Origin of the sequence: Candidatus Sulfotelmatobacter sp., from assembly GCA_036500765.1 — a bacterium.
Taxonomy (GTDB): domain Bacteria; phylum Acidobacteriota; class Terriglobia; order Terriglobales; family Acidobacteriaceae; genus Sulfotelmatobacter.
The window spans coordinates 127012-152457 of sequence record DASYBM010000016.1; the positions used below are offsets into that span (position 1 = coordinate 127012).

Genomic DNA, 25446 nt, shown 5'->3' on the forward strand with positions numbered 1-25446 from the left:
AGCCATAAATGGGCCGGCTACGGGAGGGGAACCCCGAATTTTGTAAATTGCCCATCATTGGCGAGTTCTTTGCCGCTCCGCTAGAATTGAATGTTGTGCGGAGCAGGTATGTCTCTTACTAAACAACAAGCCTTGGAGATGTTCGAGTCCGATGATCTGATCGGGATTGGTATGGAGGCCGACTCCGTGCGCCGCAGGCTGCATCCCGAAGGCACAGTCACATACATCATTGACCGCAATATTAATTACACCAACTTTTGCACGGAGTACTGCACGTTCTGCGCGTTTTATCGCCCGCTGAAGGGGCCGGCGGCGCGGGAGGGATACATTCTTGAGTTCGACACGATTTACGAGAAGATTCGCGAGACCGTGGAACTGGGCGGGACGGGCGTGCTGATGCAGGGCGGGCTGCATCCGGATTTGAAGATTGACTGGCACGAGAAGATGCTGCGCGGAATCAAGGAACGGTTTCCGCAGATTCATCTGCATTGTTATTCGGCGTCGGAAATTATTGCCATTGCGGAATACAGCGCGCTCTCGATTCGCGATACGATTCTGCGGCTGCGCGATGCCGGCCTCGACTCGATTCCGGGCGGCGGCGCGGAAGTGCTCGACGATGAAGTCCGTTATAAAATTGCGCGGCTGAAGTGCCTGACCGACGACTGGCTCAACGTGCATCGCACGGCGCACCAGATCGGGATGCGCACGACTGCGACCATGATGTTTGGCGTGGGCGAGAATTACGAGAACCTGGTCAACCATTTTCAGCGGCTCTATGATTTGCAGGAAGAGACGGGCGGGTTCACCGCGTTTATCCCATGGAGCTTTCAGCCGCAGAATACGGCGCTGGGCGGCCGGCACTGGGACGAAGCGACGGCGGTCGATTACTTGAAAGTGCTGGCCATTTCGCGGATTTATCTTTCGAATTTTCTTAACGTGCAGTCGAGTTGGGTGACGCAGGGGCTGAAAGTCTGCCAGATGGGACTTCGCTTCGGCGGCAACGATGTGGGATCGGTGATGCTCGAAGAGAACGTAGTGCGCGCGGCGGGCGTGACGAATTGCACCACGGAAGAGGAGTTGCGAAGGATTATTCGCGATGCGGGATTCCGGCCGGCGCAGAGAGATACGTTGTACCGGCAGTATTTTCTGAATTAGGAGAGCAGCAGGTTCCTCACCGCCGCTTTGCGCCGGTTCGGAATGACATCGATTTGGGCACAGGAGTAGATTTTTCCTAATCACACACACTTCACTAGTCACACACGCTTCACTAGTCACATACACAGTGATGTCATTCCGAACCGTCGCGGAGCGGCGGTGAGGAACCTGCTTTTTCTTCCACTTTTCCTTCCACCCGCATCACGACTGGTAATCCCCAGTCGGCAGCAAGATCTTCCCACGTTGGATTTTTCTCGACAAACAATGCAACTTTTTTTTCGCGCCTCCATTTCTTGATTTCCGTCTCGCGGGCGATTGCGGCTGTGACACTATGGAAGACCTCGTAGTAAACGAGCCGGTGAATTCTATACTTTCGCGTGAAGTCCCCGCCTTCGCCAGCCCGGTGACGCAAAACACGATTCATCAGAAATGCGGTCATGCCAATGTAGATTGCGCGGCTTTTGCTTGACAGGAGGTAGACGTAGTAGAGCTTTTGGTTGGGCATTGAGGAGGTTCCAGGCGAACAGCAGGTTCCTCACCGCCGCTTCGCGTTGGTTCGGAATGACATCGATTTATTGTGGATTAAGAGCCGGGACCAAAGCTGTGATGGTTGTCACATAATGTCTGTGGAAATTCACATCCCATTGCAATCTGCCGATAAATCCCTTAGCTTTCTTCGAACCCGCAATCACAAAAGGAGCCGTGACCATGAAGGCTTTGACAGTGTGCGTCTTGCTGGCTGCGTTGTTCCTGGTGGTGAGCCATGCGCAGATGGCGTCTCGCGATTCGGAAAAGGTTCGGGTGCTGTCACTGGAGAATGCGTGGAACGAGGCGGAGAAGAACAAAGACGGCAACGCACTCGATGCTCTGCTGGCGGCATCGTTCGCCTACACCGATGCTGACGGATCGTTCTTGAACAAGGCGCAATTTCTGGCTAGTATCACCGCCCCGAACTATCATCCCGGTCAAATCATTAATGAGGGAATGCGGGCCGACCCCTACGATCACGTCGTGGTCGTGACCGGAGCGTATCGGGAGGAAGGCGGAGATAAAGGCAAACATTACGTGCGGCGCGGACGGTTTACCGATACCTGGGTGCAGGAGAATGGGGCGTGGCTATGCGCGGCCAGCCAGGAGACGCTCGTGGCCAAGTAGCTGTGTGAAAGCTCCATCCTTCGACTAGCTCGGAGCATGCTTTCCGCGTAGTACGCGAGAAATTTGGCACCGGGAGTTGATAAAATTGCGGTATGGCATTTCCGATCAAAATCTGCGCGGCATGCGGTGAGGAGTTTGAGTTGAAGCCGGGGAAGCCGGGGTTTGCCAACCGGTGTCCGGCTTGCAGTGAAGAGGATTCTGCCGGGTCTGGAGCGAAAGAAGGCGACGGTTGGAAGGCGGACAAGGGCGCGAATGCGGCGCGTCGCGAGGCCATGCGGAATCTGCTGTATCGCAAGGACAGCTGAGGCCTCGGCGACTTCCCAGGCACATCCTTTGCCGATATGCTGATTCGGTAGGCCCTAGTCTCGGTAGAACACTAATTCGGCTGACACTAGCAGAGATACTGGTTCGGAGAAAATTCGGAGAAAGACCAATTGCGCTATCTCGATCGCTTGCAGCCTCTGGCCCTGCTGGTCATGCGTCTGTCCCTGGGCGCCATTATGGTGCGGCACGGCTATGACAATTCCTTCATTCACTTGCACGACCACGTGCATTTCGTGGCCAGCCTCGGGATCCCTCGCTGGTTAGGTTATGTTTCTTCCTTTACCGAACTGTTGGGCGGATTGCTGATCCTCGTGGGGTTTTTCACCCGTGCCGCGGCTTTCGCCATCTGCATCGACCTCGCCGTCGCCATCTGGAAGGTGCACCTGCACAATGGGATGCTTGGTTCATCCGGGCGTCCCGGATATGAATTCCCACTCGCCGCAGCCACGCTGGCCTTCGGCCTGATCTTCTTCGGTGGAGGTCCAATCGCTCTTGACCATGTCCTGCGCGGTGGAGGCAGCGTTCCTTTTAAGAGATCTTGACTGTTAAGAGATCTTGACTGGCTGCTTTTGATTTGGGCGCAACTTTCGGAGCAACTTCTTCCTTGGCGTGGGGTTTGGCTTCTGGGAATGCCTGTGGGTGGAGTGTGTTCCAATGCGCCGGCAGTTTGAATTCCGTGGCTGTTAAAACTATGATGAACGGATTACCCAGGGGCTTGCAACAGAATGCGTTGGCGGCCGCATCTTACCGCCATCAAACGACAGATTACAGGAGGTTCCTCTTGAGAAAGTTTGCCTTCTTCGCGATTGTGTTTGCATTTTCTTTAGTGGCCAGTCTGGCCTCTGCCCAGCAGGGCGATGCCATGTTCGGCTTCGGTACGGTCGTGGATCCGACTGGGAGCGGAGGTTGTAACGTTTCTACCCTCACCTGCCCCGAAAAAGGCGGCTTGTATCCCAATATTGGCGCCGACGTCATTTTTCACAAACGCCTCGGCGTGGGCTTCGACGCAGTTTGGCGGGGTGGCCAGGGAGCTTATGGCGGACCGGGTGGTGAGCCCTATCGCCCTCTGATATTTGATTTCAATGGCGTCTACCAGCCCAAGATCAACAAGAAGACCGGCCTGGATCTGATGGGGGGCATCGGTTGGCAAAGCACACGCTTCTACGGCTATCAGCCCACTACCAGTTGCGTGTATTTCGGCGCCTGCTACCAGAGCAGCAACCATTTTCTCGTCGACGTTGGCGCGGGCCTGCGCTACTACTTTTTTGGACACTTCTTTCTCCGGCCTGAGGCGCACTACTACCACATCGTGAACAATAATGTGGACTTCAACAACAATGACATCATTCGTGTCGGGGCTTCCATCGGCTACACTATCGGTCCCGACTAAACTCTCGATCGCCCGACGGCTGGAAGTTGCCGGTTCCGGCCGCCGGGGCTTTTAGCTGCCGCTGGCATCCGTTGATCAGACCGCGCCCATCGAGACTGCGCCCATCTAGCGTATACAATCAAACACGATTCGAAGAATCAAAGGGGGCTGTATTTGCGCCTGTATCCAAGCCTGTATAAAAGTTGGTACCAAAAAATGCTCGGGTTGTTCATGCCCGGTTTTGCGCTGTTGCTGTTGTCCGCTCTCGCTCAGGCCCAGCTTGACGTTGCCGTTGGCGGCAGCACTCTCATGTCCACGGCGAATACGACTGCTTCGTTGAACTACCTGCCTCCCGCGGAGAAGGCCGGTACTTACCCCAGCATCAGCATCGAGCACATCTTCACGGACCGCAGCTTCAAGGGCCACAACTACGGTTACAACGTGGAAGCCGCTTTTCGATATCACGAAGGCATTTACAACAACTACCAGCAGTATCGCCCCGTTCTATACGACATCAATGCCGTGTACGTCGACCGCCTCTCCAAGCGGGCGAAGCTCGAATTCCTGGCCGGACCCGGGGGCCAGCGGTTACTTTTCTATTCGCCGCCCGGGGGTTGTCCTTATTCCTCTGGATGCTCCACTCGCTTTAACAGCAATCAATTTCTCCTGCACGCGGGCATGGAAGTCCATTTCCGGCTGTGGCGCAGCTTGTTCGTCCGCCCTGAAGTGCATTATTACCGCATCATCGATAACTCGGCCTTCCACTCGGACAACGTTCTTCGGTTAGGCGCTTCCATCGGCTACACCTTCCGCCGGGATGAATCTGGAAAAGACTAAATGCGGAGACGATTAGTCCCGAGGAAATAGCGCCCGGGGTTTCCGGTCCAAAAGAAAAAAGGCAGCGTCTGGGGACGCTGCCTTCGTGGTTTCAGGGTTTCTAGTGCATTCCCATGCAGATTTCGGCTTCGTGCATAGCGCGGTCCAGGTGTTCAATGGACTTGGCACGGTGTCCGTCGAAATCGTGCTCGGCGCTTTCTAATTCGTGTTTCGCCTGTCGCATATGTTCGAGAGCTTCGTCGATGTGGGGATGGCGTTCCGGCACGGGTGCAACGGCCGGCGTCGCGGGAGCTGCCGCCACGGCTGGCGCAGGCGCGGCCGCTGCTTTTGGACCGGCTGCCGCCGCTGGGAAGGCAAGCGTGAAGAGAAGTGTTGCCATGATGAGCAGAGTCAAGAACCCGATGTTTTTCATGTTTCCTCCTCGTCCGACTTCCGGCTCGGACGCAACCGGTATATTTCCGCTGCGCTGCATTACCGCTGCCACGGGACTATGCTTCTCTCCGTAACTTCGATCGAAGGCACCCGCGACACCCGCACAGTATAGACTCTGGCGCACGCTCCGCATCTGTGCAAAAGGTTACTTCGCGGATGCCCGGTCGGCCGCTTCGCTGGTTCGATCTTGCTGTCTCTTCGATCTTGCTATTTCATTTCGATGTTGCGGGCTTCGTTCGCAATTCCTTAATCCCGCCTTCGACTGCGCCACCACCACCAAGCCAAACCGATCAGCACCAGCCCGGCGGCCAAGGCATCGAACCGCCGTATATCGCGCTCCAGTCGGCCCAGGTGCCGGCCGAACAGATAACCAGCGCCCGAAATTACCGTAACCCAGACTCCCGCCCCCAAAAAGTTAAAAAGGGTAAATTTCCGCCATGGCATCCGCAGCACGCCGGCCAGCGGTCCCGCGATGATCCGCAGGCCGAAGACGAAGCGCGCCAGGAAAATGGTCAGCGCACCGTAACGCGCAAATAAGCCTTCGCCGCGCGCCACCATTGTTTGCTGAATTTTGAAAACTGCCTGATACCGAACCAGCAGGGGACGGCCGCCGTAGTAACCGACCGCGTATCCCAGGTTGTCGCCAACGGTTGCCGCCAGGGTCGCCACTACGATGATCCAGGGAAGCCTAAGATCGCGCTCGGAATACGCGAGGAAACTCGCCAGCAACAGCATGGTCTCGCCTGGCACCGGGACGCCAGCATTCTCCACCAGCAAGGCCACAGCCACGGCCCAGTATCCGTAGTGCACCACCGCATTCCGCAGCAGGTCGAGAATGGAGTGGCTCATGAGAAAGGCATTTTGTAATTGAGTAATTTTGTAATTGAGTAGTCGGAGATCAAAATCTCCACCAGGAACAGTTCGACTTCAAATTACCCAATTACAAAATTACGCAATCACAAAGTCGATCAACGCCCGGTTAAATTTTTCCGGACACTCCTCATACGGCAGATGCCCGATACCGGGAAACACTACTATGCGCGCGTCTTCGAAATGCCGCGCGAGAGGTGCCATCGAGGAAAAATACACCGCCGGATCTTTGCTTCCCCACATCAGCAGCGTGGGCACGGATCTCAACTTCGGCAACAGCAGCTCCAACTCCCGCAAGTCAGACGTCCAGGTGCGAACAATACTTAGTGCATGCTCAAACAATCCAGGGATAACCAGCGGCGCCGTATAGCCTTCCAGGGTACCGGGACGAATCTTCTTGCGATCCGCATACAACCGCCCGTGCACATAAGGGTAAAGAAATGGCATGCGCGCCATCACGAGGCGGGACGCTGCCGCGCCCGGGCGACTGCCACATGCCGGCGCCAGCCACTTACCGTGCCTCGAGTATGGATTGACCGGGCAGACCAGTACGAGCCTTCGCAGACGCGGCCCGGAACCATTATTGCTTACGCATTCCGCCGCCGCGGCCATCGCCACTGCCCCGCCGCGGGACGTGCCTAGCAGATCGAACGATTGCAGCCCAAGGTTCTTCGCGAACTTCAGCACCCGCAAAGCCGTCCCGCGCATCGAGTGATCAATTCCCCTCGGACGGTCCGAAAAACCCGCTCCGAGTAAATCCAGTGCGTAGGTCGTGGCATAGGGCGCCAGTGCGGGCATCGCGTAACGCCACGAGAAAGAATAGCCCATCAGACCGTGCAACAGAATTAAAGGCGGCCCGGAACCCGCGCGCAAATACCGCATGCGCGCCCCGTCGAAATCCATCCAGCACTCCTGAACGCCATCACTCAGGCCCCAAACGGCTGCTGCCGGAATCTCCTGAATTTCATGCACAAGAATCTTCCCGCCCGGACAACTCTTTGCTCATCCTACGATTCTATCTAAGAGAAACAACGCCTCTGTCGCTTCACTTGGGGAGCTTCGGCTCCCCGTTTTTTCGCTTTCGTAGCGCCGCCGTCCCGGCAGCTGTCCGGCGGGCGTCCTCGCCCGACGCGCAGAAACCGGGAAATTGCTAACAGGTTCAGGCATCGCCGCGTTCACCACCCCCGAGGGCGGGACGCCTTCGGGTCAGCCGGCAGAGCCTGCCCTGAGCGAAGTCGAAGGGATGCCGGCGATACTGTACTGATGCCCGACGCCCAGCGCCTGACGCCCGCCTTACGCCGCTTTCCTCTTTTTCGTGCCCAACAGCTTCTTCAACACCCGAATCCCCTTATCAATATGCTTCTCCTCCATCAAGAACGGAGGCAGAAATCGCACCACCGTATCCTGCGTGCTGTTGAACAGCACACCGTCGGCCAGCGCCGCATCGACAATCGGCCGCGCCGGAACCTCCAACTGAATCCCCTGGATGAATCCCCGCCCTCGCACCCCGATAGCGGCAGCGCGTTTCTCCACCAGCCCTTTCAGCTCCTGCTGCAAATACGCTCCCACTTTATTCACGTTCTCCAGCAACTTCTCCTCCTCGACAATCGCCAGAAACTCCAGCGCCACGCGGCATGCCAGCGGACCACCACCGAACGTCGTGCCATGCTGGCCCGGCGCGATCGCGGTCGCGAATTCTTCTTTGGCAATGAACGCCCCCAGCGGCAATCCCGCCGCAATCGGCTTGGCGATCGCAACAATGTCGGGAGTCACTCCAAAACTCTGAAAGGCAAAAATCGTTCCCGTGCGCCCGAGCCCGCACTGAATCTCGTCAAAGATCAGCGCTACTTTGTGACGATCCGCCAGCGCACGGCACTCGCGCAGAAACTCTACCGAACACTCGTAGATGCCGCCCTCGCCAAAAATGGGCTCCAGCACAATCGCGCAGGTATTGTCGTTGATTGCCGCCCGCAGACCCTCGAGATCGTTCTGCTTCACGAACGTTACATCTTCGAGCAGCGGCTCAAATCCCTTGCGATGCTTGTCCTGTCCCGTCAGCGACAATGCACCAAAAGTCCGCCCGTGATACGACCCCTCCAGCGCCACCAGCCGCGACTTCGCCTCGCCGCCCGCGCGATGTCCCGCCAGCCGCGCCAGCTTGATCGATCCCTCGATGGCCTCGGTCCCGCTGTTGGAAAAAAAAGCGCGAAACTTTATTGGGGAGGATCCGATTGCGGACGAATCTCCTACCGCTGCCGCAGCCCCACTCGCCAGCCCGCACAATTTCTCGGCGAGCGGCCCCTGATACTCGTGATAGTAGAGATTGGACACATGCACCAGCCGCGCCGCCTGCTCTCGAATCGCCTTCACAATCCGCGGATGTGCATGCCCCAGGGCATTCACTCCGAGGCCCGAAACGAAATCAAGATACTTCTTATCCTCGATGTCATAGAGAAACACGCCCTTGCCGCGCGTCAGCACAATAGGATATCGGTTATAAGTTCCCAATAAGAACTGCCGTTCACGTTCCGCAATTTGTTCGAGAGTATTCATAGGAAGATTTGATTCTACCGGAGTCCAGATCGGTTCGTTTCACACTGCTCGCGGCTTTGCCGAAGTGTGCGTTTCAACGAGTTTATGACATGGTCCTTCGTCACCTGTTAGAAACTCCTAATTGTTTGTTTAATTGAGAGTACAAGCTCGATTCGAGGGGCATTCTCTCTTGAGGACCGTGCTTGAGATGTCTGATCAACGGGAGGACCAATGAAGCAGTGTGTAGAACGCACCTTTTGGGCGACGGCGGTTATTGCCGCAATGTTTAGCACGCCGTTCGTAAACGCCCAAACCCGCCAACGTGCAGAGCTGACCTTCGTCGCCAACCAATCCTCGGATAACTTGTCAGGGTACAGCATTAAGGCTGGCGGCGGTTTATTGGTCCTGCCTAATTCGCCGTTCGCGGCCGGCGGCGCGCCGAACTCCGTGGCGGTGGTTCCCTCTGGACTGTTTATCTATGTCGCGGACGTGATTCCGGGCGGAATCAGCGCCTTCAGCGTAAATCAAAGCAAGGTCCTGACTACAATTCCTGGATCGCCTTTCCCGGCCGCTACGGGCACCGCATTCGTGACCACTGACCCTAGTGGCCGATTCCTCTACGCGCTTAGCTGCGGAGCCGATTGTTCGGGCAGTGGCTCGGGAGAAATTCAGGCGTTCTCGATTGATCAGCAGACTGGAGTCCTCACCCCTGTGGCCGGTTCTCCTTTCGTCGCTGGGCAGTATCCCTACTCGCTGGCGGTGGATCCGACCGGGTACTTCGCCTATGTCGCCAACGCGGGTTCGGGAGACGTTTACACCTTCGCCATCGATAACTCCAGCGGCGCCTTGACACAAGTCGGACTGCCGACGGCCGCCGGCACTCGTCCTCTTTCCGTGGTTGTGGACCCTTGGGGCCAATTCGTATACGCAGCAAACACTGGGTCCAGCGACGTGTCTGTATTCGCAATCAATTTCGATGGTTCCTTGACCGCTGTCGCTGGCTCTCCCTTCAAAGCAGGACCCTACGTCGCGGGCGTCATCACATCGCAAAACGGGAAGTACATCCTGGTAGCGGCGGGAGCAGGAGTATACGTTTACAGCGTCCAGTCGTCCGGCGCACTGGATCTATTGGCTGGATCACCCGTCGCTGCGGGTACGGGACCAAACGGAATCGCTCTCGACCTCGACGATGCTTTCGCGTACGTGGTGAATGCCGGCTCTAGCAACGTCTCTGCTTATTCCTTCAACAGTCAGACCGGGAAACTAACGCCGGTGAAGGGTTCGCCTTATTCCGCGGAAGCATTTGCCGCCGGTATCGCAACCTCGCCGGTTCCTACACACCAATAACCCAGAGAAGATTCCTTGCTTTCTCGGCCTGGTCTCGCACAAGTGAGAGACCAGGCTGTTATTTTCTGGCCGGACATCGACGCCGCCACCCACCCACAACCACTACGGATTCTCGGCAATTAATCCACCACGGTCTTAAAAGTGTGGCAGCGCGGTACCCGACAGCGCGGCTTGTATGACAGTCGCGGCATAGGCTTGGTCGACTGACGCTGGAGTTGTGAAGTTCATGGACCCAAGCCAGCCCTGCGGCGCCTCGGGATGAACGCCGGTGAAGATTACAAATCCGTTGCCCGATGAGCCCTCGACAATCGCGGAAGTGCCATCGGGAAATTTCGCGACGACCTCGCCCCAACCTGAAAGTTCGGGACCATCCTGCCAGTACACATCCAGCGGAACGGAGTTTGGGAAGGAGATTTCGACCGGTTCGATATGAATCCCCTGGGCTTCGTCGGCATAGAAGTTGAAGGCCACTCCTGAGGTCAGATCCACGCCGTTGTAAACCGAGTATCCACCGAAGAACGCGCCCGCGCAGACTCCCAGGTAGTGCGCGCCATATTGCTGCACCGCGCCTCGAATCGCCGATGCGGTGCTCACCGTAAGACTCTCTCCGATCGTGATGGAATTGCCGCCGGGGATGATAATCAGCTTATATCCTCCCAACTGTTGTTCGCTCATGGCATTGAGTTGAGCGGAGTCGCTGGCGGTGTAGCCAACACTTAAGTTGCCGAGAATCGTCTCCAGGGCAGTGACATCCGAAGGTGAAGCACCGTTTCCGGTGTACAGAAGCACAGGTTCAGCCGCGGGGATGGCAGGCGGCAAGGCCGCAGTCATCTGCGCGCTTCGGGGGGAAGCACATGCACTGAGAGCGATGATTAGGAGCAGCAGGGCGCTTAGGCAAAATCCGGCGCGGTTGGGGCGAAGGCGAATGTGCACGGAAAAACCGCCTCGAAATGGCTTTCTCCATTTATGCCCACTTACTTTGCGGAGTCAAGGCCCGAAGTCAGGCAGCAGTTCTTGGGGGAAAATACCCGATTGATTTTTCTGCGTTCGCGTGTGCCGACTTCAATACAGAGGCGGGCTCCCCTCCGGCCGCGTCTTCCACCGCCGGTGCACCCACAACCACTGCTCGGGATACTTCCGTACATAATCCTCGATCACTTTTGTAAACCTCTGCGTATTGGCGACGAGGTCGGCTTCGAGATTGCCGGTGCGAACCAACGCCAGCGCCGGATCAAACCGCAGCCGATACTTCCCCAAAGCCTCATCCCAAATCGTGAACCCCGGAACCAGCGCCGCATCCGTGCGCAACGCAATACGAGCCAGTCCACTCGCCGTGCAAGCCGGGATCCCGAAAAAATCCACGAACACTCCCTGCGGCGGAGTCATATTCGTGTCCATCAATATTCCAACCGTCTCGCCCGCCTTCATCGCCGACAGCAACCCGCGCACGGAATCATCTTTCGCCACGGTCTTGTTACCGTGCATAGTGCGATAACTCTGCAACAAGCGATCGAGATACTCATTGTCCATGGGCCGCATCACCACGTGCAGCCAGTGCCCATGCAGCGAATGCGCAAATGCGGAAAGCTCCCAGGCCCCAAAGTGCGCCGTCAGAAACAGCACGCCCTTACCCCGAGCGTAGGCCCGTTCGTAATTCTCCAGCCCGTCATAGACCACCACTTCGTCGACGTTCTCCCGCGTATAGCGCGGGAACTGGCACAGTTCGGCGAGTTGCCGCCCCAGCGAAGTAAACTCTCCGCGAAGAATGCGCCTCCGCTCGCGTTGACTTTTTTCCGGAAACACCATCGCCAGATTGCGCATCCCCACCTGACGCAACCGGAAGTGCAGCAGATAAACCAGCTGAGAAAGTCCGATGGCAAACGCACGCGACAACGAACGCGGCAACAGTCCCAGAATCTTGATGAACGGCCATGCTGCCGCATATTCAAGTTTTCGCCGCATCTGAGCAAGTTATAGAAGCGATACCCACGAAGGACACGAAGGATCACGAAGGAGAAATCTCACAATGTTCTACTTCGTGTACCTTCGTGTCCTTTGTGATTGACCCGCCCGTGGGTTTTGCCTGCTACTTCGCCGCCGCCTGCGCCCACTTTGCCAGTGTGGTTAGAAAGGGATTCGCAGCGGGCGGCGGGTCGACTTCGCCGGTCAACGCCGCCTTGAATGTCATCATGTGGCCGTAGAAGTCGCGCGTCGAGTCTTTGTCCTGCTTCAGCACCGCGCCGTTTAGGGTGGCTCCGGCAAATACTCCGCGCGCCCGCGAATAAGTCAGCACCTGGGCGCGGAGTTTCCAGTCGGTATTGCCCTCGGCGTGACGCCCCACGGGGCCCGCCGCCACCGAGGCGTCGGCTCCCAACGCCACTTTACTCGTCAAAAGGTGCTGCATGCCGTCATTATTCATAATCAACATCACCAGATCGACGGCCTGTCCACCAATCTGAAATCCGAAGCTGCCTCCCGCGATGGTGAAGAACGCCGGCGTGCTCCAACCCTTCGGAGTGCGGCAACTGGCCAGCCCACGGCCGTACTTTCCCCCAAACACGAAGCCGCCTTTCAACATCGATGGCACCACTGCCACACACTCGGCCTTGCTCAGAATTTCCTGGGGAATGCCCGAGTCCGGGGCACTCTCGATCTGATTCAACACGTCCGCCGCGGCCTGCACTCGGTCCGAAGCCTTCGAATCTCTTGCCGGCTCATCCCCCGCAAACACAAACGAGCACAGGGACACGATTACGGTCAGCAATATCAGCTTTTTCATAGCTCCTCGTACACAAAAATTACTGGGATTGATCCTTCGATTGTAAATGAAGAGCCAGAAGTTGCACGCGCGAGCGCAGGAATACAGGCCCCGGCGCGTGAATCCACCTTTACCACTCTGCAACAATCTGCGGTCTTGCCCAGTGTTTCTTTTCCATGCTATAGTTCCCGGCCTGTAGCTGCGCGGTATCGCCTCGTAGTTGCACCTTCCCCTCCGCCACCGACTCGCGTATTAACTAATCCGCCTGGCCATAAGGAGAACTCTCATGCCCACTCCCAGCCCTTCACCCGCAGCGAAACTCTCCAGCTTCGTAATGATGGCCCTCCTGCTTGCGAGCACGACTCTGGTTTCAGCCGCGCGCCTTCACGCCCAAACGGAGAGCACGATCTACAATTTTGGCCCAACCGTGCCCTATTCGCCCGCAGCTGGTCTGGTATCCGACGCAGCCGGCAATCTTTACGGCGTGACTACTGGGCACGATGGCGTCGTCTATAAACTGTCGCAAGTTTCGGGAGCCTGGCAGGTAACCATCCTCTATAACTTCACCGGCGGCGCCGATGGCGGCAATCCGCTGTCCACCCCGATTTTCGATAGTGCCGGTAATCTCTACGGCACTGCTGAGTTCGGTGGCGACTTCACGGGTCCGAATTGCAGCATAGGGTGCGGTGTCGTGTACAAGTTAACCCCAACCTCCAGTGGCGAGTGGCAGGAAACCGTGCTTTATGCCTTCACTGGCGGAAAAGATGGGGGATATCCCACCAGCGGTAATTTGGTCTTTGACAAGGCTGGCAATCTCTTTGGCTCGAACGTAGCGGACGGGGTCCTCAGCACGCAGGCCTGCTCGAACACCGGAGGCTGCGGCGTTATCTTCAGGCTCTCACCTTCAGCAAGCGGGAATTGGAACTTCAAAGTAATCCATGCTTTCTTCGGTGGATGGGACGGCGTCGGTCCCGCCCAACTGATCTTCGATTCGAAAGGAAATTTCTTCGGCTCCGCCGCGGGAGCCTGGAGCGGCTTCGAGTTGCCCAGTGAGCCAGGGCTCGTCTTCCGGCTCACTCCAACGACCAGCGGCCCGTGGACCGATTCAGTGGTCTATGCCTTCAAGGGCAGCACCGACGGCGGCCTTCCTTCTGCATTGACCTTTGACAGCGCTGGCAACATTTACGGCGCCGGCGCAGATGGCGGCATCCTCAACAACTGCTGGTCCGGCTACGGCCCCGAGGGCTGCGGCGTCGTCTTCCGCATATCGCACGTCGGCGGCAAATGGGTCGAAAACACGCTCTACGCCTTCAGCGGAGGTTCCGACGGGAGCCAGCCCAACGGCGGCCTGGTATGGGACAACGGCTCCCTGTATGGCACAACTTGGAGCGGCGGCGGCTCCGGCGGCGGCGAAGGCGTGGTCTATCAATTGACGCCCGCTCCGGGTGAGCAGTGGACTGAGAGGGTTGTGCAGGAGTTTACCGGAACCAACGGCGGGATCCCGCTCTCTCCACTGCTCGTCTCTGGCGGCAATATTTTCGGAACTACGCAGAGCGGAGGCGCGAACGGATACGGCGTCGCTTTTGAGATTACTCCGTAAAAGAGGGCGTCCGGCTCTCGGCTTCAGGCTTCCGGTTTCTGCCTTCGCAGCGACCGCGCTGTGCAAAAGAGGAAGCAAACTTGATCTTAGGAGTTGTGGGTTGGCGAAAGCCGGAAGCCGACAACCGGAAGCCGATTCTGAGATTGTCGGCGCGATTGTCTCGCCGTTTGAAGTCTGGGACAAAAAAAATGCGGGGCTGAAAGTAGTGACCCTAATCGCCACTCTCAACCCCGTCTCCCAGGTTCTGTGGTAGGTGAGCCGAGTATGCGTCACCTATAAAGTTCTGCCAAGATTACGAAGGTAAGCACCCGAAAGTGACCCCCGGTACCCACCAAAAGCCAACCAGGTTTAGCTAGAAGCTGCCCTTACTTCGTCGCCACCAGCGAATGCGTAATGGCATGCACCGACAAGGCAATCCGGTTCTGCACACCCACCTTGCGCATCAATTTCGCCACATGCGCCTTTACCGTGCGCTCCTCGATCCCCAACTGTCCGCCAATTTCTTTATTGGATCGACCGGCCACCAGCATTTCCAGCACTTCTTTTTCGCGATCGGTGAAAGTCACGCGGCCCGCCGGAAAAATTCGTCCCGGCGACGAGGACACGCGTTCGATGAACATCGATAAGACCCGGCGCGGCGCCCATACCGATCCCTGATTCACAATCCGGATCGCCTGCGCAAACTCGGCAGGAGTTGCCGCTTCATCCACATAACCCTTGGCCCCAGACGCGATCGCCTTCAAAATAGTTTCTTCGTCAATGCCCGAGCCGGTCACGATGATGCGCAAATCGGGCCGCGTGGCCTTCAGGCTGGCCATCACGTCAAATAGGTTTTGTCCGTTGCGATTGCCGAGCAGGACGAGGTCGACCCCTTGCAGCATGCTGATCTCGGGCAGGGTCGCAGAAATAAGTTCAAACTCGGGCTCAGAGTCGAACAACGCGCGGAACCCAACAAATCGCAAGGGATCGCTCTCCACGACCGCGATTTTGATGACTGGTTTTCTCGCAACTGCTGCTTTCATAGTTTTCCCTGTAGGGTCTGGATTCTTGTATCCAGCATAGTGTTAATTCTTTCCGATGCAAAGAGAACGTGACCGAAGGGAAATTACGGGAGTAACATGGAAAAATGAGCGTGAACTCAGCATTGGCCCTGAACATCAGCCGTAGCGAGCGATGTCCCCTCGTTGTAGATCAGTGGAAGAGCGGCCTTGTGGAAGAGCGGCCCTTTAGGGCCGCGTAGGGAAGTCTAGTATATGCGGCTTTAGCCCCGGGTTTATCCTCCTGGAAGAGAATTCATTAAGAACCCATGCCGATTGATCGCCATCCGGAGAAAAAATGACACGATTCGTTCTCGTCCTATCCTTCATCATTGCCCTCGCCGCGCCTCTACTCGCCCAACAAACCCCGACAGCGCCTCCCACGGATCAAAATGCATCCCCTGCTTACCAGCCCAAGTTTCACGGCGATCCAGCCCGCTCCGACTCCGAGGCCGCCGCGCTTGCCTATATGCGCGTCGTCATCCGCGCCCAACACCAGTTCAACAAACAATATGGCCACTACGCCACTACGCTCACCGAACTGGTGCACTCCGGGACCTTTACCAAACGCATGGTCAATCCCGATCGCGGCGACTACACTGCCAGCTTCAAGGGAAAGAAAGACAGCTACGTCCTCGCCATGACGCCGAAGACTCTGGACGCCCAACATCGGTCTTTTTATGCAGAGGATGACGGCAAAATCCACGCCGACGAAACCAAACCCGCCAACGGAGATTCGCCGGTAGTGAAGTAGTAGCGCCGGCGTCCCGCCGGCTGTCGCGGGGGGCGTCCTCGCCCGCGCCGCCGACGCCATGCAGATTCCTTCATCTTGACACCATGACCGCAAGCCAGCACACTCCCCTTGTTCTTGGGCAAATGTTCCCGTAGCAACTCTTCCGATCCTCGTCCTTAGGACGCTCATAATTCTGCCGAGGAGAATTCCATGCGATACCGCACCATCGTCGCTCTCGTCGTCGCATTATCGAGCCTCGGTCTTGCAGCGCAAGCCGACGACAAAATTACCGACAGTCCCGCGACCGTTCTCCCGCTCGGTACGGTTGAAGTGCTGGGCAGTGTTAGTTGCCCGCAAGGCGCGGCAACCGGTGCGACTTGCCACTCCATCAACGTGATCTGCCCCGGACTTCCCGATCTGACTGCGACCTTAGCGCAGACCCTGCCCACAGTGAAGGCGAAGGGCACAATCATCCTGATGAACGGAGGTGGAGGCACAACTTTTCTCAACAGCGGGTTTGCCAATGACTATGTGACTGATGGCTTTCGCGTCGCGCAACTTGCCTGGACCAGCGACTGGGAAGATACCGGCGGCATCGGTTTGAAAACCGCCGCCTGCCGCGGCGCGACCGTCTTCAAATTTATCTTCGACAAAATTCAGGGAGGCAGTCACACCACCGCGTTCTGCGGTCAGGGATCGAGCGGCGGAGCCGGAGCGCTCGCCTACTCGCTCGCCCACTACGGCATGTCGAATTACTTTGACTATGTGGTCATCGCCGGCGGCCCGGGCGTGGCGCGAGTCGACTATGGCTGCGATGGTTCGCTGTACACCGGCCCTCCACTCAACCTGTGCTCGCAACTCACCAGCGCGCCCTATGTTTACACTTATCCCGGCAATGTAAATCTTTGGGAGAACACCACGACCTGCCTCACCGCCAACCCGCCGCAAGTCGATATCGATCGCTGGGCATCGGACTCGGTGATATCGACTGGCGGAAATTTTTCTTATCCCAAGACGTCGATGAGTTGGTTCGCCTGCGTCACTCCCCCGGTCAACAACACTACCGGACAAGCGAAGTTCTTGAGCAGTCAGGTTGTGCCTAAGAACTCGCCACCGGACGTAAATTGTTATTCGGGAATATGTAAAGGCGAAGCCGTCTGGCAGGATCCAGGCGCATTCAGCCTCACGCATTCCGAAATGCTGGCCAACTGCGTGCCCAACCACAAATAAGGCGGGGGCCCATCTTCTGTCAAAAAGTAATTGATGATTTTTGATTGAAAAGCTTTACGGTTGCTCTTCCGGCTCGGGGATCTCTTCCAGGTTCACGCTTTTCCGGTCGCCTTCGGCAACGTGTAGGGCGCTTCCCTGTGCCTCAAAAGCTTTCAGAAATTCGGGATTGTAGTAGGACTCGCCGTCTACGGTTTCCCAGGCGAACAGCGTGTATTCACCCGGACGCACACCGCGGAGGCTGAAGCGTCCACTCTGATCGCTGACCGTCTTGCGCCAGCGGTCGACGCGCGTACGCAGGCGCGCTTCGGGAACGGCAACAATCACCGCGTTGGCCATCGGCTCGCCCTTCCGGTCTGCAACCGCGCCCTCCACCACCGCTCCATTCGCGCTCGCCATCAGATCGAGCGCGACGTTACCCCCATTCACGCTAAAGCCCGAATCATCCGCCTCGCGGCCGCCGGCAAACACGGACTTCAAATACCAGTCGGCGCTTGTTCCCGGATCGCCCGTCAGTTCCATGTAGTAGGTGCCGGCCGGAACGCCCTTCCACTCGAAGCTGCCATCGCCAGCAACATGGATGACTGAATTCGCCCCAGCTCCCGCCATCGACATATTCAACATTTCATCGTCGCCGTCAACTGGATGCAGCGCTAGAAAAAACTGGTTGGGATCGAATTTCACGAGACTCCCTCCGCTCGTCACCCGCAGCCGCCCGCGGACCGATCCTCCCGGCTGCGGCGCCAGGCGCAGGTCTTCCACGCTGCTGGAAACCACTTGCAGCGCTTGCCGCGCCATCATCGGTACAGCCGCGCCTTCCACCGTGGCTAGAATCGTATAACTTCCCGGCGCCACATCGCGAATCACGAAGCTGCCGTCGGGATGCATCTCCGCCCCATTGAGCACCAAACTGAAATCGCGCGACTGCAACATGATCGCCGCCGACGCTCGCGGCGGCAAATTCACCACCACCCCGCGAATGCTTAGACTCGGAGTCGGCGTCAGTGAAAAGTCGATCGGAAAATCGTCGCCCGCACGCAACTGGATTGGCGCGGCCTGGCTGCGATCCGCGGTGCCGGGATAATACGTCGTTTGATAAGAAGTGTGAGTCGCCGCTTTGTCCGCAGCACGTGGCTCTGCCGTTCCCACCCCCGCCGCTTCGATCAAGCTTTTGAAATCCGGCGCCGGGCTCACCGACACGTAGTAATTTCCCGCGCCCAGTCCCGGCACTCGATACTCGCCCAGATCGTTCGTCCGCTCCGCGCCCGCCTGCTCCCACCTTCCGTGCCCGGAAACGAATGTTTGCCTGAGCACCGTGACCTGCGCATTGGGCATGGCGTCGCCATCTTCGTCCGTCACGCGTCCCCGCACCACCGCCGCGGCCTGCAACCAAATTCGCAGGTCTTTCAATTCCTGCCCGGCCGCCAGGGTCAATACGCGCCCATCGGCGCGCGTCCGATGCTTGTCGACTTCGAGTAATCCAGTTCGCTCCGCAAAGAGACGATAACGTCCCGGCAAGATTCCCTCGATATGAAAACTGCCGTCGGCCGCGCTCACCGCGGTATAATCTCCGCCTTCGGTCTGATTCTCGGCGATCAGCTCAATTACCGCCTTCTTCACCGGTTCGCTCCCCGGTTCCTTCGTGACCAGGCCCTCAATCACTGCGCGGTTTGCCGGCTTCGCGGCAGCCGTGCCCGTCACCTGGGCGAACGTGAGCGCGCTTAACATTACGCTTGCGATCAACAGGCATCGGAAAATTGACGTCATGGGACTTCGCTTCAATGCATTCGGGCGGAAAGCGTTTGGAAGCGGGTTCCGCAGGCCGCGAGGGTCGGCCTGTTCAGTATTTTATCTCCGAACCCATTTGCGACCAAGATAGACTGGTCGGCGATAAACTGGTGAATCACACAGACTGAATCACAGAGGCTGAATCTACACAGGCTGAATCACACAGGAAAGAGCAATCTTGTCCAAGGAGGGCAAACACATGAAACGTGTTTTGATGCTCGCAATCCTGGTTGTCGCTGCCAGTACCACGCGCGCCCAGAATCTCGATGTCAGTGGCGATTGGCAAGGAACTCTCAACGCCGGAGGTCAAGACCTGCACCTCGTCCTACATATCACCAGAGCCGCCGACAATAGCCTCAAAGCCACTCTCGACAGTATCGATCAGGGCGCTAACGGTATCCCCGTCAATTCCGTCAGTATCAAAGACTCGAAACTGAGTCTCGATGTAACCGCGGTTCACGGTACCTATGAAGGTAAAGTCGCTCCCGACGGGAAAACTATCTCCGGCACCTGGACACAAGGCACGCCGCTGTCCCTGGAATTCAAACGCGCACCCGGCAAAGCCAAGAGCGAAGCCAAACCCGCCAAGCCCTCTGACATCGATGGCGCCTGGATGGGAGCGCTCGATACCGGCTCCGTCAAGCTGCGTGTCGTCTTCCACATCGTAAACGGCGCTGACGGCCTGACCGCCACTTTAGATAGTCCTGATCAGGGCATGAGCGGTTTGGCCATGACCTCGGTTACGCGCGATGGCGCGTCCATCAAGATCGAAGCGCAAAAGATCGGCGGAACCTTCGAAGGCAAAATCGCCGCCGATCTATCGACCATGGATGGCACGTGGTCGCAAGGCGGCGGCACCATGCCCCTGCTGTTGAGACCGGTCAAGAATACGGCGGAACTCGAACTCAAGCGCCCACAGAATCCAGTCAAGCCGTTTCCTTATCGCGACGAAGATGTCTCCTACGAAAACAAAATTCAGAACGTCACTCTCGCCGCTACGCTCACCATTCCGCAGGGAACCGGGCCGTTCCCAGCGGTCTTGCTGATCACCGGCTCCGGCCCACAGGATCGCGACGAGAGCCTGCTCGGCCACAAACCCTTCCTCGTTCTTTCCGACTATCTCACCCGACACGGTATTGCCGTGCTGCGCGCCGACGATCGGGGTGTCGGCAAATCGACCGGAGTCTTCGGCAACGCCACTACCGCTGACTTTGCTACCGATACCGAAGCCGGCGTCGCCTACCTGAAAACGCGCAAGGAAATCGATCCCCACAAGATCGGACTGATCGGCCACAGCGAAGGCGGGGTGATCGCCCCAATGGTCGCCGCCCGCAACAAAGACATCGCTTTCATCGTGATGATGGCAGGCACCGGCGTTCCGGGCGACCAGGTGATTGTGGCGCAAAGCGAAGCGATTGAGGTTGCCAGCGGCCGCAATCCCGAAGCCGCGGCCAAGAGCGCCGCCACCCTTCGCGAGATGTTGCATTTGATTGAGACGGAAAAAGACGAAGCCGTTCTCGAAAAAGAATTGAAACAAAAAATGACGGAAATCCCCGAAGCCCAGGTGGGATTGCAGGTCAGCCAGATGACTTCCGTGTGGTTCCGCTACTTCCTGACCTACGATCCCGCCTCCGCGCTGCGCAAAGTGACCTGCCCGGTGCTGGCGCTCAACGGATCGCTCGACAAACAAGTGCTGCCCAGCCAAAATCTGCCGCCCATTCGCCAGGCTCTTGCGGGCAACCCGCGCGCCGAGATCGACGAACTCCCCGGCCTGAATCACCTATTCCAAACCGCCAAAACGGGTTCGCCCACCGAATACGCTCAGATCGAAGAAACCATCGCTCCCGTGGCCCTGGACAAAATGGCGACCTGGATTCTGAAGCAATAATGGGAATGCCGGGTAACCGGGGCACAACACAAATTCAAAAAACGATTGCGCCTCTCGCCCGGTTTTGGTAACGTTGCTGCCGCCGCAAGATGGCAGTTGGGCGCTGCTATGACACGACCCAACCCTCTTGCTGTTCTCACCTGGGCCCTGAAAACGATCAAACGAGTTCGTCCGCTACTGGTTTTGGACGGGTGTGTTTGGCGGTCCAGTGAAATCCTTGAATTCAGGAGTAGACGATGAATTTCAGCAGGAATGAAAACGGTCTGCGAAAGTATTTCTGGCTTGGATTGTTGTTGCTGATACCGGCGTTTGCTTTGGCGCAGCACAAGACTAGCGCGCCTGCGGCGCATAGCGCTCCGGCGCCGCATGCCAGCGCCCCGGCGCATGCGTCCTCCGCGCCGAGCCACGCGAATACATCGACGCAGCATTCCGCGGCGCCCAGCCACACCAACACCATGAGCCATGGCGCCACGACGAGCCACACTGGCACTGCCACGCACTCCGGTACGACGACTCATGCGGGCGGCACCACGACCCATACCGGTACCACGACTCACGCGGGCACTACGACCCATGCCGGGGGGACGACCACGCATGCCGGAACCACGACGCACTCCGGAACCACGACGCACGCGGGCGGCACGACCGCTCACGCGGGCACTACGACTCATGCGAACACGACGACGCACGCCGGGAACGCGCACACCGCGCCGGGACGGCAGGTTTCTCTAAAGGGTGGAGGGACGGCGCACATTCGCCCCAACGGGCAGATTCGCTCGGTCAATCGCAACGGGATGCAGATTTCGCACAATCTGCACGGCGGCCGCACGATCGTGTCGAATCACAATGGAGCGCGGGTGGTAACCACGGGCCGGCACGGAGGATATGTGCAGCGCGCCTATGTGACGCGCGGCGGGCACAGCTATTATTCGCGCACGTATTACTACCATGGCGGGTACCGGTCGGGAGTCTACCGCGGCTACTATTACGGCGGCCGTCCCTACTATGGTTATTACCCCTCGTATTATTACGGTCCAGCCTACTACGGCTGGGCGTATAACCCGTGGCCGGCGCCGGTAGCCTACGGTTGGGGCTGGGGCGGAGCGCCATGGTATGGCGCCTACGGCGGTTATTTCGCGCCATATCCGGTGTATCCTTCGGCGGCATTCTGGCTGACCGACTATTTGATTGCGGCCAATTTGCAAGCGGCTTACGCGGCACAGGCGGCGGCAGCAGGTGCAGATCAGGGATGGAACTGGGGTTGGCCGGCATCGGGTGAATTGGTGGCCAGCATGGGATTCATTCCGGTAGCGGACAGCGGCAACGGCGTCGTCATGAGCGCCGAAGTGAAACAAGCGCTCGCCGCAGAAATCAAGGCGCAACTCGCCGAAGACCAAGCCGCGGCGGGCAAACCTAAGTCGTCCGCCGATCAGGGGAGCGCTCCGGCGAACAGCAATGAAGCGCCTCCAGCGCTGAATCCGGCGCGGCGGACATTCGTCGTGGCCGACGATCTCAGCGTTGTGGCCGACGGCGAAGAATGCTCGTTGACCGCCGGCGATGTGATCACCCGGCTCACCGACAAGCCGGATGACGACAACAATGTGAACGTCAGCGTTGCGGCCAGCAAGAAGACCGATTGTGCTGTCGGCAAAACGGTGGCCGTCGCGGTCGACGACTTGCAGGAAATGCACAACCATTTCCGCGAACAACTCACCAGCGGAATGGGTGAACTGGCGAAAAAACAGGGAACCGGCGGCCTGCCGAAGTCACCGGACACCACGACCTCGGCAGGAGATGTGCCCGAGCCGCCCGTGGATAAGAGCGCAGCCAAGACGCTGGACGATCAGGAGAAGGCGGCTGACCAGACCGAAGCGGAAGTCAAACAAGAGGCAGCGTCCTCGGGCGGCGGTTCGCAGTAGGCGAGGATCCAAAGGCTGGGATCTAGAGAGGAGAAATGTAGTCATGAGGCAGAAGTTGGAGAAAGCTATTCCAGTTATCGTTGGAGTGTGCGCCACGATGTTTCCGTGGTCGCATGCTGGTGCGCAAGCCGTTTCTTTGCAGGAGCAACTGGTTGCGCAATACAAAGTCGTGAAGATGGGCTCGGATACCAGTGGGTACTCGGTGATCGAAAAGGGTACTCTGCTGGAAATCAAGAAGGGCGGAATCCTGGCCGTGCCCTATTCCGATACCAGCGTTCTGTCTACGAAGTACGAGGGCGGGACGGTGCACACTCCCAGCTCGATGCTGTCAAAGGGCATCGGCTTCGGCATGAGCAAGTTCGGCAAGACGCAGACGACGCATCTGTTCGCTTCCGGCGACAAGGTATATCCGGCGAAGATCGACGTCGACCTAAACAAAGACGACGTGTCGATGATGATCATTGCGTGCGACACGTGCAACAAGACCGATCCGCCGACCTACAACAAGGCCAAGGTCGTCTTTCAGTTTCCGAAAGGGTCATTGGCGAAGGCCAGCGCCGGCGACGTGGAGGACACGATCGGGCAATTGCTCTCTATCAGTGAAGAGTCCCAGGACGACCAAGGCGGACAACAGCAGGGCGGTGACCAGGGGCAACAGGGAGCCCAACAAGGCGGCGGGCAGGAGCAGCAACAACAGCAGGCCGATCCGCAGACCATCGAGAAGGGGATGACTACCGATCAAGTGCAGGGAGCGCTGGGCAAGCCGGACAAGATTGTGAATCTGGGTGCGAAACAGCTCTGGGTTTATAAAGATCTCAAAGTGACGTTTCTGAGCGGCAAAGTTTCCGACGTGCAGTAGGTGCTGGTAAATGCCTGTCTGTGCCCGAGATTTCTCAGCGTCTCATGTAACAGCGTGCGGTTAGGTTTTACGGCACGATCTCGAACACAGTCCCCCAACCGGATGCGCCTCCCTGTTGGGTTGTGCCGTAGATGACGACGCCTGTGCTGGTTGAGTTAAGAAACAAGGCTCCGCCGGGATATTCGCCATCTGGACCGCTGAAGCTGTGCAGTAAGCTTTCGTTGCCTGCCGTGTCGTATTTGAATACCGCCCCCACGCCATTGGTCCCTCCGTCGGCGTTGCCATACAGGTTGCCTACCGCATCGCGTGATAGGGGTGACTGGGGGTACGAACCGTCTGCGCTGCCAGCAAAGCTATGAAGCGCAGTTTCGTTTTCGTGGGGATCTACTTTGAAAATTGTGCCGGCGCCGTTCGTCCCTCCGATCGAGGTGGTGCCGTAAAGATTACCAGCCGCGTCCATCACGAGACCGCCCATCGGATTCTTCCCATCAGTGCTGCCGTTGTTTCCTCCCGTGAATCTGTACAAAACCGTCTCTTTTCCCGCTGCATCGATCTTGAACACTGTACCCGTGTTCCCCAGCCCGCCGTAGGCCGTAGAACCATAAAGATTTCCGGAAGCATCCAGGATCACGCCGCCTAGGGGGGACGCCCCGTCGGGCCCGCCATTCGCGCCCGTGAAGCTGTAGAGCACGGTCTCTTTGCCGCTCTTGTCTATCTTAAAAACCGTTCCTACGTTTTGCGCACCGCCAAGCTCGGTTGTTCCGTAGAGGTTTCCTTTCGCATCCATTATCAGTCCGGTTGGCACTCCTCCGTCTGTAACCGACTGTGTGAAGCTGTGGATCACCGTCTCTCTCCCCGCCGGATCCAGCCGAAACACGGTGCCGCAGCCCTTTCCCTCAGGGCAATTAAGGTCGCCGCCGAAGATCGTTATTCCATACAGGTTGCCGCCGGCGTCGCGAATCAAATACGTCGGGTTGGCTCCGTCTTTGCCGGCAAAGTTGTGCAAAATGGTCTTGCCCCCCTAGAGAGCTTGAAAACCGTTCCAAGGCCGTTTGCTCCCCCATACATCGTCGTGCCATACAGGTTCCCCGCCGAGTCTCGAACCACTCCAGCGCTTGGATACACCCCGTCAGGTCCGCTCTTAAACGAATAAGCGACTTTTTCTGCCTGCGCCGCCGCAAATTGCACCGCAAGGGTTCCAACCAGAAGAAGCCTGGTTACACTCCGTGACAACTCATCCATGGCGGTTCTCGAGAGATTCGGCCGAGAAATCATGATTGCACCAGTCACCAATAGTTCTCAGTTGGCCAAGTTACCCCCTCCACGTTTCCCGTCAAGGCAGGAACCGTGGGGGACAGGAACCGTGGGGGACAGACGGAACCGTGGGGGACAGACGGGACGTACCCTGCTTGCGTCGCGGCGAACGGACTTCTGGGTCGTTGCGCAGGAATGCAGGGCTCGGAAAAGCGACACGATAACTCCTTAAAATACTTTTAGTTGTGCGAGCGACATAGTACCTCCGTACCGTGCGTAGTACTTCAGTTACCGGTCTTGCGGTGACCGGGCAACGCCTCAACGAAAACCACTCCTAATAGTGTAGTTAATCCGCCATACCA

The 25446-nt window shown here is 57.8% G+C and carries 25 protein-coding genes; 14 read left to right on the forward strand and 11 right to left on the reverse strand.

What is annotated here, in order from left to right; genetic code table 11:
- The first annotated feature begins 108 nt into the window (after positions 1 to 108).
- Positions 109 to 1155 (forward strand): cyclic dehypoxanthinyl futalosine synthase, encoded by a 1047-nt coding sequence (mqnC, locus tag VGM18_17625; protein HEY3974830.1) that lies wholly within the window; start codon positions 109 to 111, stop codon positions 1153 to 1155.
- A 133-nt stretch (positions 1156 to 1288) separates the two neighbouring features.
- Here mqnC and VGM18_17630 read toward each other — a convergent pair whose 3' ends face one another.
- On the reverse strand, positions 1289 to 1660 hold the full coding sequence (locus VGM18_17630) for a GIY-YIG nuclease family protein (GenBank protein HEY3974831.1): 372 nt from the start codon (positions 1658 to 1660) through the stop codon (positions 1289 to 1291).
- Positions 1661 to 1863: 203 nt separating this feature from the next.
- Between VGM18_17630 and VGM18_17635 the strand changes: the two genes are divergently transcribed.
- The 5 genes from VGM18_17635 to VGM18_17655 all read left to right on the forward strand — a co-directional run bounded on the left by VGM18_17635 (position 1864) and on the right by VGM18_17655 (position 4840).
- On the forward strand, positions 1864 to 2310 hold the full coding sequence (locus VGM18_17635; protein ID HEY3974832.1) for a nuclear transport factor 2 family protein: 447 nt from the start codon (positions 1864 to 1866) through the stop codon (positions 2308 to 2310).
- Between the two features lie 92 nt (positions 2311 to 2402).
- Positions 2403 to 2615: a hypothetical protein gene (locus tag VGM18_17640; GenBank protein ID HEY3974833.1), complete on the forward strand. Its 213-nt coding sequence runs from the start codon at positions 2403 to 2405 to the stop codon at positions 2613 to 2615.
- A gap of 129 nt (positions 2616 to 2744) precedes the next feature.
- Positions 2745 to 3176 (forward strand): DoxX family protein, encoded by a 432-nt coding sequence (locus VGM18_17645; GenBank protein HEY3974834.1) that lies wholly within the window; start codon positions 2745 to 2747, stop codon positions 3174 to 3176.
- Between the two features lie 239 nt (positions 3177 to 3415).
- Positions 3416 to 4024 (forward strand): hypothetical protein, encoded by a 609-nt coding sequence (locus tag VGM18_17650; protein ID HEY3974835.1) that lies wholly within the window; start codon positions 3416 to 3418, stop codon positions 4022 to 4024.
- Positions 4025 to 4219: 195 nt separating this feature from the next.
- On the forward strand, positions 4220 to 4840 hold the full coding sequence (locus VGM18_17655; protein HEY3974836.1) for a hypothetical protein: 621 nt from the start codon (positions 4220 to 4222) through the stop codon (positions 4838 to 4840).
- A 100-nt stretch (positions 4841 to 4940) separates the two neighbouring features.
- Here the strand turns inward: VGM18_17655 and VGM18_17660 are convergent, their stop codons facing one another.
- The 4 genes from VGM18_17660 to VGM18_17675 all read right to left on the reverse strand — a co-directional run bounded on the left by VGM18_17660 (position 4941) and on the right by VGM18_17675 (position 8695).
- Positions 4941 to 5252: a hypothetical protein gene (locus VGM18_17660; GenBank protein ID HEY3974837.1), complete on the reverse strand. Its 312-nt coding sequence runs from the start codon at positions 5250 to 5252 to the stop codon at positions 4941 to 4943.
- A 266-nt stretch (positions 5253 to 5518) separates the two neighbouring features.
- Positions 5519 to 6121 carry a DedA family protein gene (locus VGM18_17665; GenBank protein HEY3974838.1) on the reverse strand — a complete coding sequence of 201 codons (603 nt, stop codon included), beginning with the start codon at positions 6119 to 6121 and terminating at the stop codon, positions 5519 to 5521.
- A gap of 99 nt (positions 6122 to 6220) precedes the next feature.
- Positions 6221 to 7114, reverse strand: a complete 894-nt coding sequence (locus VGM18_17670) for an alpha/beta hydrolase (protein HEY3974839.1) — start codon at positions 7112 to 7114, stop codon at positions 6221 to 6223.
- 321 nt (positions 7115 to 7435) lie between these two features.
- Entirely contained in the window at positions 7436 to 8695 is a 1260-nt protein-coding gene (locus VGM18_17675; protein HEY3974840.1) for an aspartate aminotransferase family protein, read from the reverse strand.
- Between the two features lie 210 nt (positions 8696 to 8905).
- On the opposite strand from VGM18_17675, the gene VGM18_17680 reads away from it, so the two are divergent.
- Positions 8906 to 10021, forward strand: coding sequence for a beta-propeller fold lactonase family protein (locus VGM18_17680; protein ID HEY3974841.1), 1116 nt, complete (start codon positions 8906 to 8908; stop codon positions 10019 to 10021).
- A gap of 135 nt (positions 10022 to 10156) precedes the next feature.
- Here VGM18_17680 and VGM18_17685 read toward each other — a convergent pair whose 3' ends face one another.
- The 3 genes from VGM18_17685 to VGM18_17695 all read right to left on the reverse strand — a co-directional run bounded on the left by VGM18_17685 (position 10157) and on the right by VGM18_17695 (position 12800).
- Positions 10157 to 10852, reverse strand: coding sequence for a BPL-N domain-containing protein (locus tag VGM18_17685; protein ID HEY3974842.1), 696 nt, complete (start codon positions 10850 to 10852; stop codon positions 10157 to 10159).
- A 231-nt stretch (positions 10853 to 11083) separates the two neighbouring features.
- Complete coding sequence (locus VGM18_17690; GenBank protein HEY3974843.1) at positions 11084 to 11983, reverse strand: lysophospholipid acyltransferase family protein; 900 nt, start codon at positions 11981 to 11983, stop codon at positions 11084 to 11086.
- A gap of 124 nt (positions 11984 to 12107) precedes the next feature.
- Positions 12108 to 12800 carry a lipid-binding SYLF domain-containing protein gene (locus VGM18_17695; GenBank protein HEY3974844.1) on the reverse strand — a complete coding sequence of 231 codons (693 nt, stop codon included), beginning with the start codon at positions 12798 to 12800 and terminating at the stop codon, positions 12108 to 12110.
- Positions 12801 to 13065: 265 nt separating this feature from the next.
- On the opposite strand from VGM18_17695, the gene VGM18_17700 reads away from it, so the two are divergent.
- Both VGM18_17700 and VGM18_17705 read left to right on the forward strand, forming a co-directional pair.
- Positions 13066 to 14379 (forward strand): choice-of-anchor tandem repeat GloVer-containing protein, encoded by a 1314-nt coding sequence (locus tag VGM18_17700; protein ID HEY3974845.1) that lies wholly within the window; start codon positions 13066 to 13068, stop codon positions 14377 to 14379.
- Positions 14380 to 14479: 100 nt separating this feature from the next.
- Positions 14480 to 14632 (forward strand): hypothetical protein, encoded by a 153-nt coding sequence (locus VGM18_17705; GenBank protein ID HEY3974846.1) that lies wholly within the window; start codon positions 14480 to 14482, stop codon positions 14630 to 14632.
- Positions 14633 to 14744: 112 nt separating this feature from the next.
- Here the strand turns inward: VGM18_17705 and VGM18_17710 are convergent, their stop codons facing one another.
- Positions 14745 to 15401: a response regulator transcription factor gene (locus VGM18_17710; GenBank protein ID HEY3974847.1), complete on the reverse strand. Its 657-nt coding sequence runs from the start codon at positions 15399 to 15401 to the stop codon at positions 14745 to 14747.
- A gap of 313 nt (positions 15402 to 15714) precedes the next feature.
- Here VGM18_17710 and VGM18_17715 point away from each other — a divergent pair, with 313 nt between their 5' ends.
- Together VGM18_17715 and VGM18_17720 are read left to right on the forward strand one after the other, a co-directional pair.
- Entirely contained in the window at positions 15715 to 16170 is a 456-nt protein-coding gene (locus VGM18_17715; protein HEY3974848.1) for a hypothetical protein, read from the forward strand.
- Between the two features lie 189 nt (positions 16171 to 16359).
- On the forward strand, positions 16360 to 17379 hold the full coding sequence (locus VGM18_17720) for a hypothetical protein (GenBank protein ID HEY3974849.1): 1020 nt from the start codon (positions 16360 to 16362) through the stop codon (positions 17377 to 17379).
- Between the two features lie 54 nt (positions 17380 to 17433).
- On the opposite strand, the gene VGM18_17725 is transcribed toward VGM18_17720, so the two are convergent.
- Positions 17434 to 19143 carry a carboxypeptidase-like regulatory domain-containing protein gene (locus VGM18_17725; GenBank protein HEY3974850.1) on the reverse strand — a complete coding sequence of 570 codons (1710 nt, stop codon included), beginning with the start codon at positions 19141 to 19143 and terminating at the stop codon, positions 17434 to 17436.
- A gap of 220 nt (positions 19144 to 19363) precedes the next feature.
- Between VGM18_17725 and VGM18_17730 the strand changes: the two genes are divergently transcribed.
- The 3 genes from VGM18_17730 to VGM18_17740 all read left to right on the forward strand — a co-directional run bounded on the left by VGM18_17730 (position 19364) and on the right by VGM18_17740 (position 23830).
- Positions 19364 to 21052, forward strand: a complete 1689-nt coding sequence (locus tag VGM18_17730) for an alpha/beta fold hydrolase (protein ID HEY3974851.1) — start codon at positions 19364 to 19366, stop codon at positions 21050 to 21052.
- Between the two features lie 236 nt (positions 21053 to 21288).
- The gene (locus VGM18_17735) at positions 21289 to 22971 is read left to right on the forward strand and encodes a hypothetical protein (protein HEY3974852.1); all 1683 of its coding nucleotides are present in this window, start codon (positions 21289 to 21291) and stop codon (positions 22969 to 22971) included.
- A gap of 43 nt (positions 22972 to 23014) precedes the next feature.
- On the forward strand, positions 23015 to 23830 hold the full coding sequence (locus VGM18_17740) for a hypothetical protein (GenBank protein HEY3974853.1): 816 nt from the start codon (positions 23015 to 23017) through the stop codon (positions 23828 to 23830).
- A 67-nt stretch (positions 23831 to 23897) separates the two neighbouring features.
- Here VGM18_17740 and VGM18_17745 read toward each other — a convergent pair whose 3' ends face one another.
- A complete protein-coding gene (locus VGM18_17745) occupies positions 23898 to 24836 on the reverse strand; it encodes a choice-of-anchor tandem repeat GloVer-containing protein (GenBank protein HEY3974854.1) in 939 nt (312 codons plus the stop codon).
- Positions 24837 to 25446 lie beyond the last annotated feature (610 nt).

Excerpts from the sequence above, each read along its gene's own strand:
- mqnC (HEY3974830.1), top strand. The coding sequence starts at position 109 with ATGTCTCTTACTAAACAACAAGCCTTGGAGATGTTCGAGTCCGATGAT.
- VGM18_17630 (HEY3974831.1), bottom strand. The coding sequence starts at position 1,660 with ATGCCCAACCAAAAGCTCTACTACGTCTACCTCCTGTCAAGCAAAAGC.
- VGM18_17635 (HEY3974832.1), top strand. The coding sequence starts at position 1,864 with ATGAAGGCTTTGACAGTGTGCGTCTTGCTGGCTGCGTTGTTCCTGGTG.
- VGM18_17640 (HEY3974833.1), top strand. The coding sequence starts at position 2,403 with ATGGCATTTCCGATCAAAATCTGCGCGGCATGCGGTGAGGAGTTTGAG.
- VGM18_17655 (HEY3974836.1), top strand. The coding sequence starts at position 4,220 with ATGCTCGGGTTGTTCATGCCCGGTTTTGCGCTGTTGCTGTTGTCCGCT.
- VGM18_17660 (HEY3974837.1), bottom strand. The coding sequence starts at position 5,252 with ATGAAAAACATCGGGTTCTTGACTCTGCTCATCATGGCAACACTTCTC.
- VGM18_17665 (HEY3974838.1), bottom strand. The coding sequence starts at position 6,121 with ATGAGCCACTCCATTCTCGACCTGCTGCGGAATGCGGTGGTGCACTAC.
- VGM18_17675 (HEY3974840.1), bottom strand. The coding sequence starts at position 8,695 with ATGAATACTCTCGAACAAATTGCGGAACGTGAACGGCAGTTCTTATTG.
- VGM18_17680 (HEY3974841.1), top strand. The coding sequence starts at position 8,906 with ATGAAGCAGTGTGTAGAACGCACCTTTTGGGCGACGGCGGTTATTGCC.
- VGM18_17685 (HEY3974842.1), bottom strand. The coding sequence starts at position 10,852 with ATGACTGCGGCCTTGCCGCCTGCCATCCCCGCGGCTGAACCTGTGCTT.
- VGM18_17690 (HEY3974843.1), bottom strand. The coding sequence starts at position 11,983 with ATGCGGCGAAAACTTGAATATGCGGCAGCATGGCCGTTCATCAAGATT.
- VGM18_17695 (HEY3974844.1), bottom strand. The coding sequence starts at position 12,800 with ATGAAAAAGCTGATATTGCTGACCGTAATCGTGTCCCTGTGCTCGTTT.
- VGM18_17700 (HEY3974845.1), top strand. The coding sequence starts at position 13,066 with ATGCCCACTCCCAGCCCTTCACCCGCAGCGAAACTCTCCAGCTTCGTA.
- VGM18_17710 (HEY3974847.1), bottom strand. The coding sequence starts at position 15,401 with ATGAAAGCAGCAGTTGCGAGAAAACCAGTCATCAAAATCGCGGTCGTG.
- VGM18_17715 (HEY3974848.1), top strand. The coding sequence starts at position 15,715 with ATGACACGATTCGTTCTCGTCCTATCCTTCATCATTGCCCTCGCCGCG.
- VGM18_17720 (HEY3974849.1), top strand. The coding sequence starts at position 16,360 with ATGCGATACCGCACCATCGTCGCTCTCGTCGTCGCATTATCGAGCCTC.
- VGM18_17725 (HEY3974850.1), bottom strand. The coding sequence starts at position 19,143 with ATGACGTCAATTTTCCGATGCCTGTTGATCGCAAGCGTAATGTTAAGC.
- VGM18_17730 (HEY3974851.1), top strand. The coding sequence starts at position 19,364 with ATGAAACGTGTTTTGATGCTCGCAATCCTGGTTGTCGCTGCCAGTACC.
- VGM18_17735 (HEY3974852.1), top strand. The coding sequence starts at position 21,289 with ATGAATTTCAGCAGGAATGAAAACGGTCTGCGAAAGTATTTCTGGCTT.
- VGM18_17740 (HEY3974853.1), top strand. The coding sequence starts at position 23,015 with ATGAGGCAGAAGTTGGAGAAAGCTATTCCAGTTATCGTTGGAGTGTGC.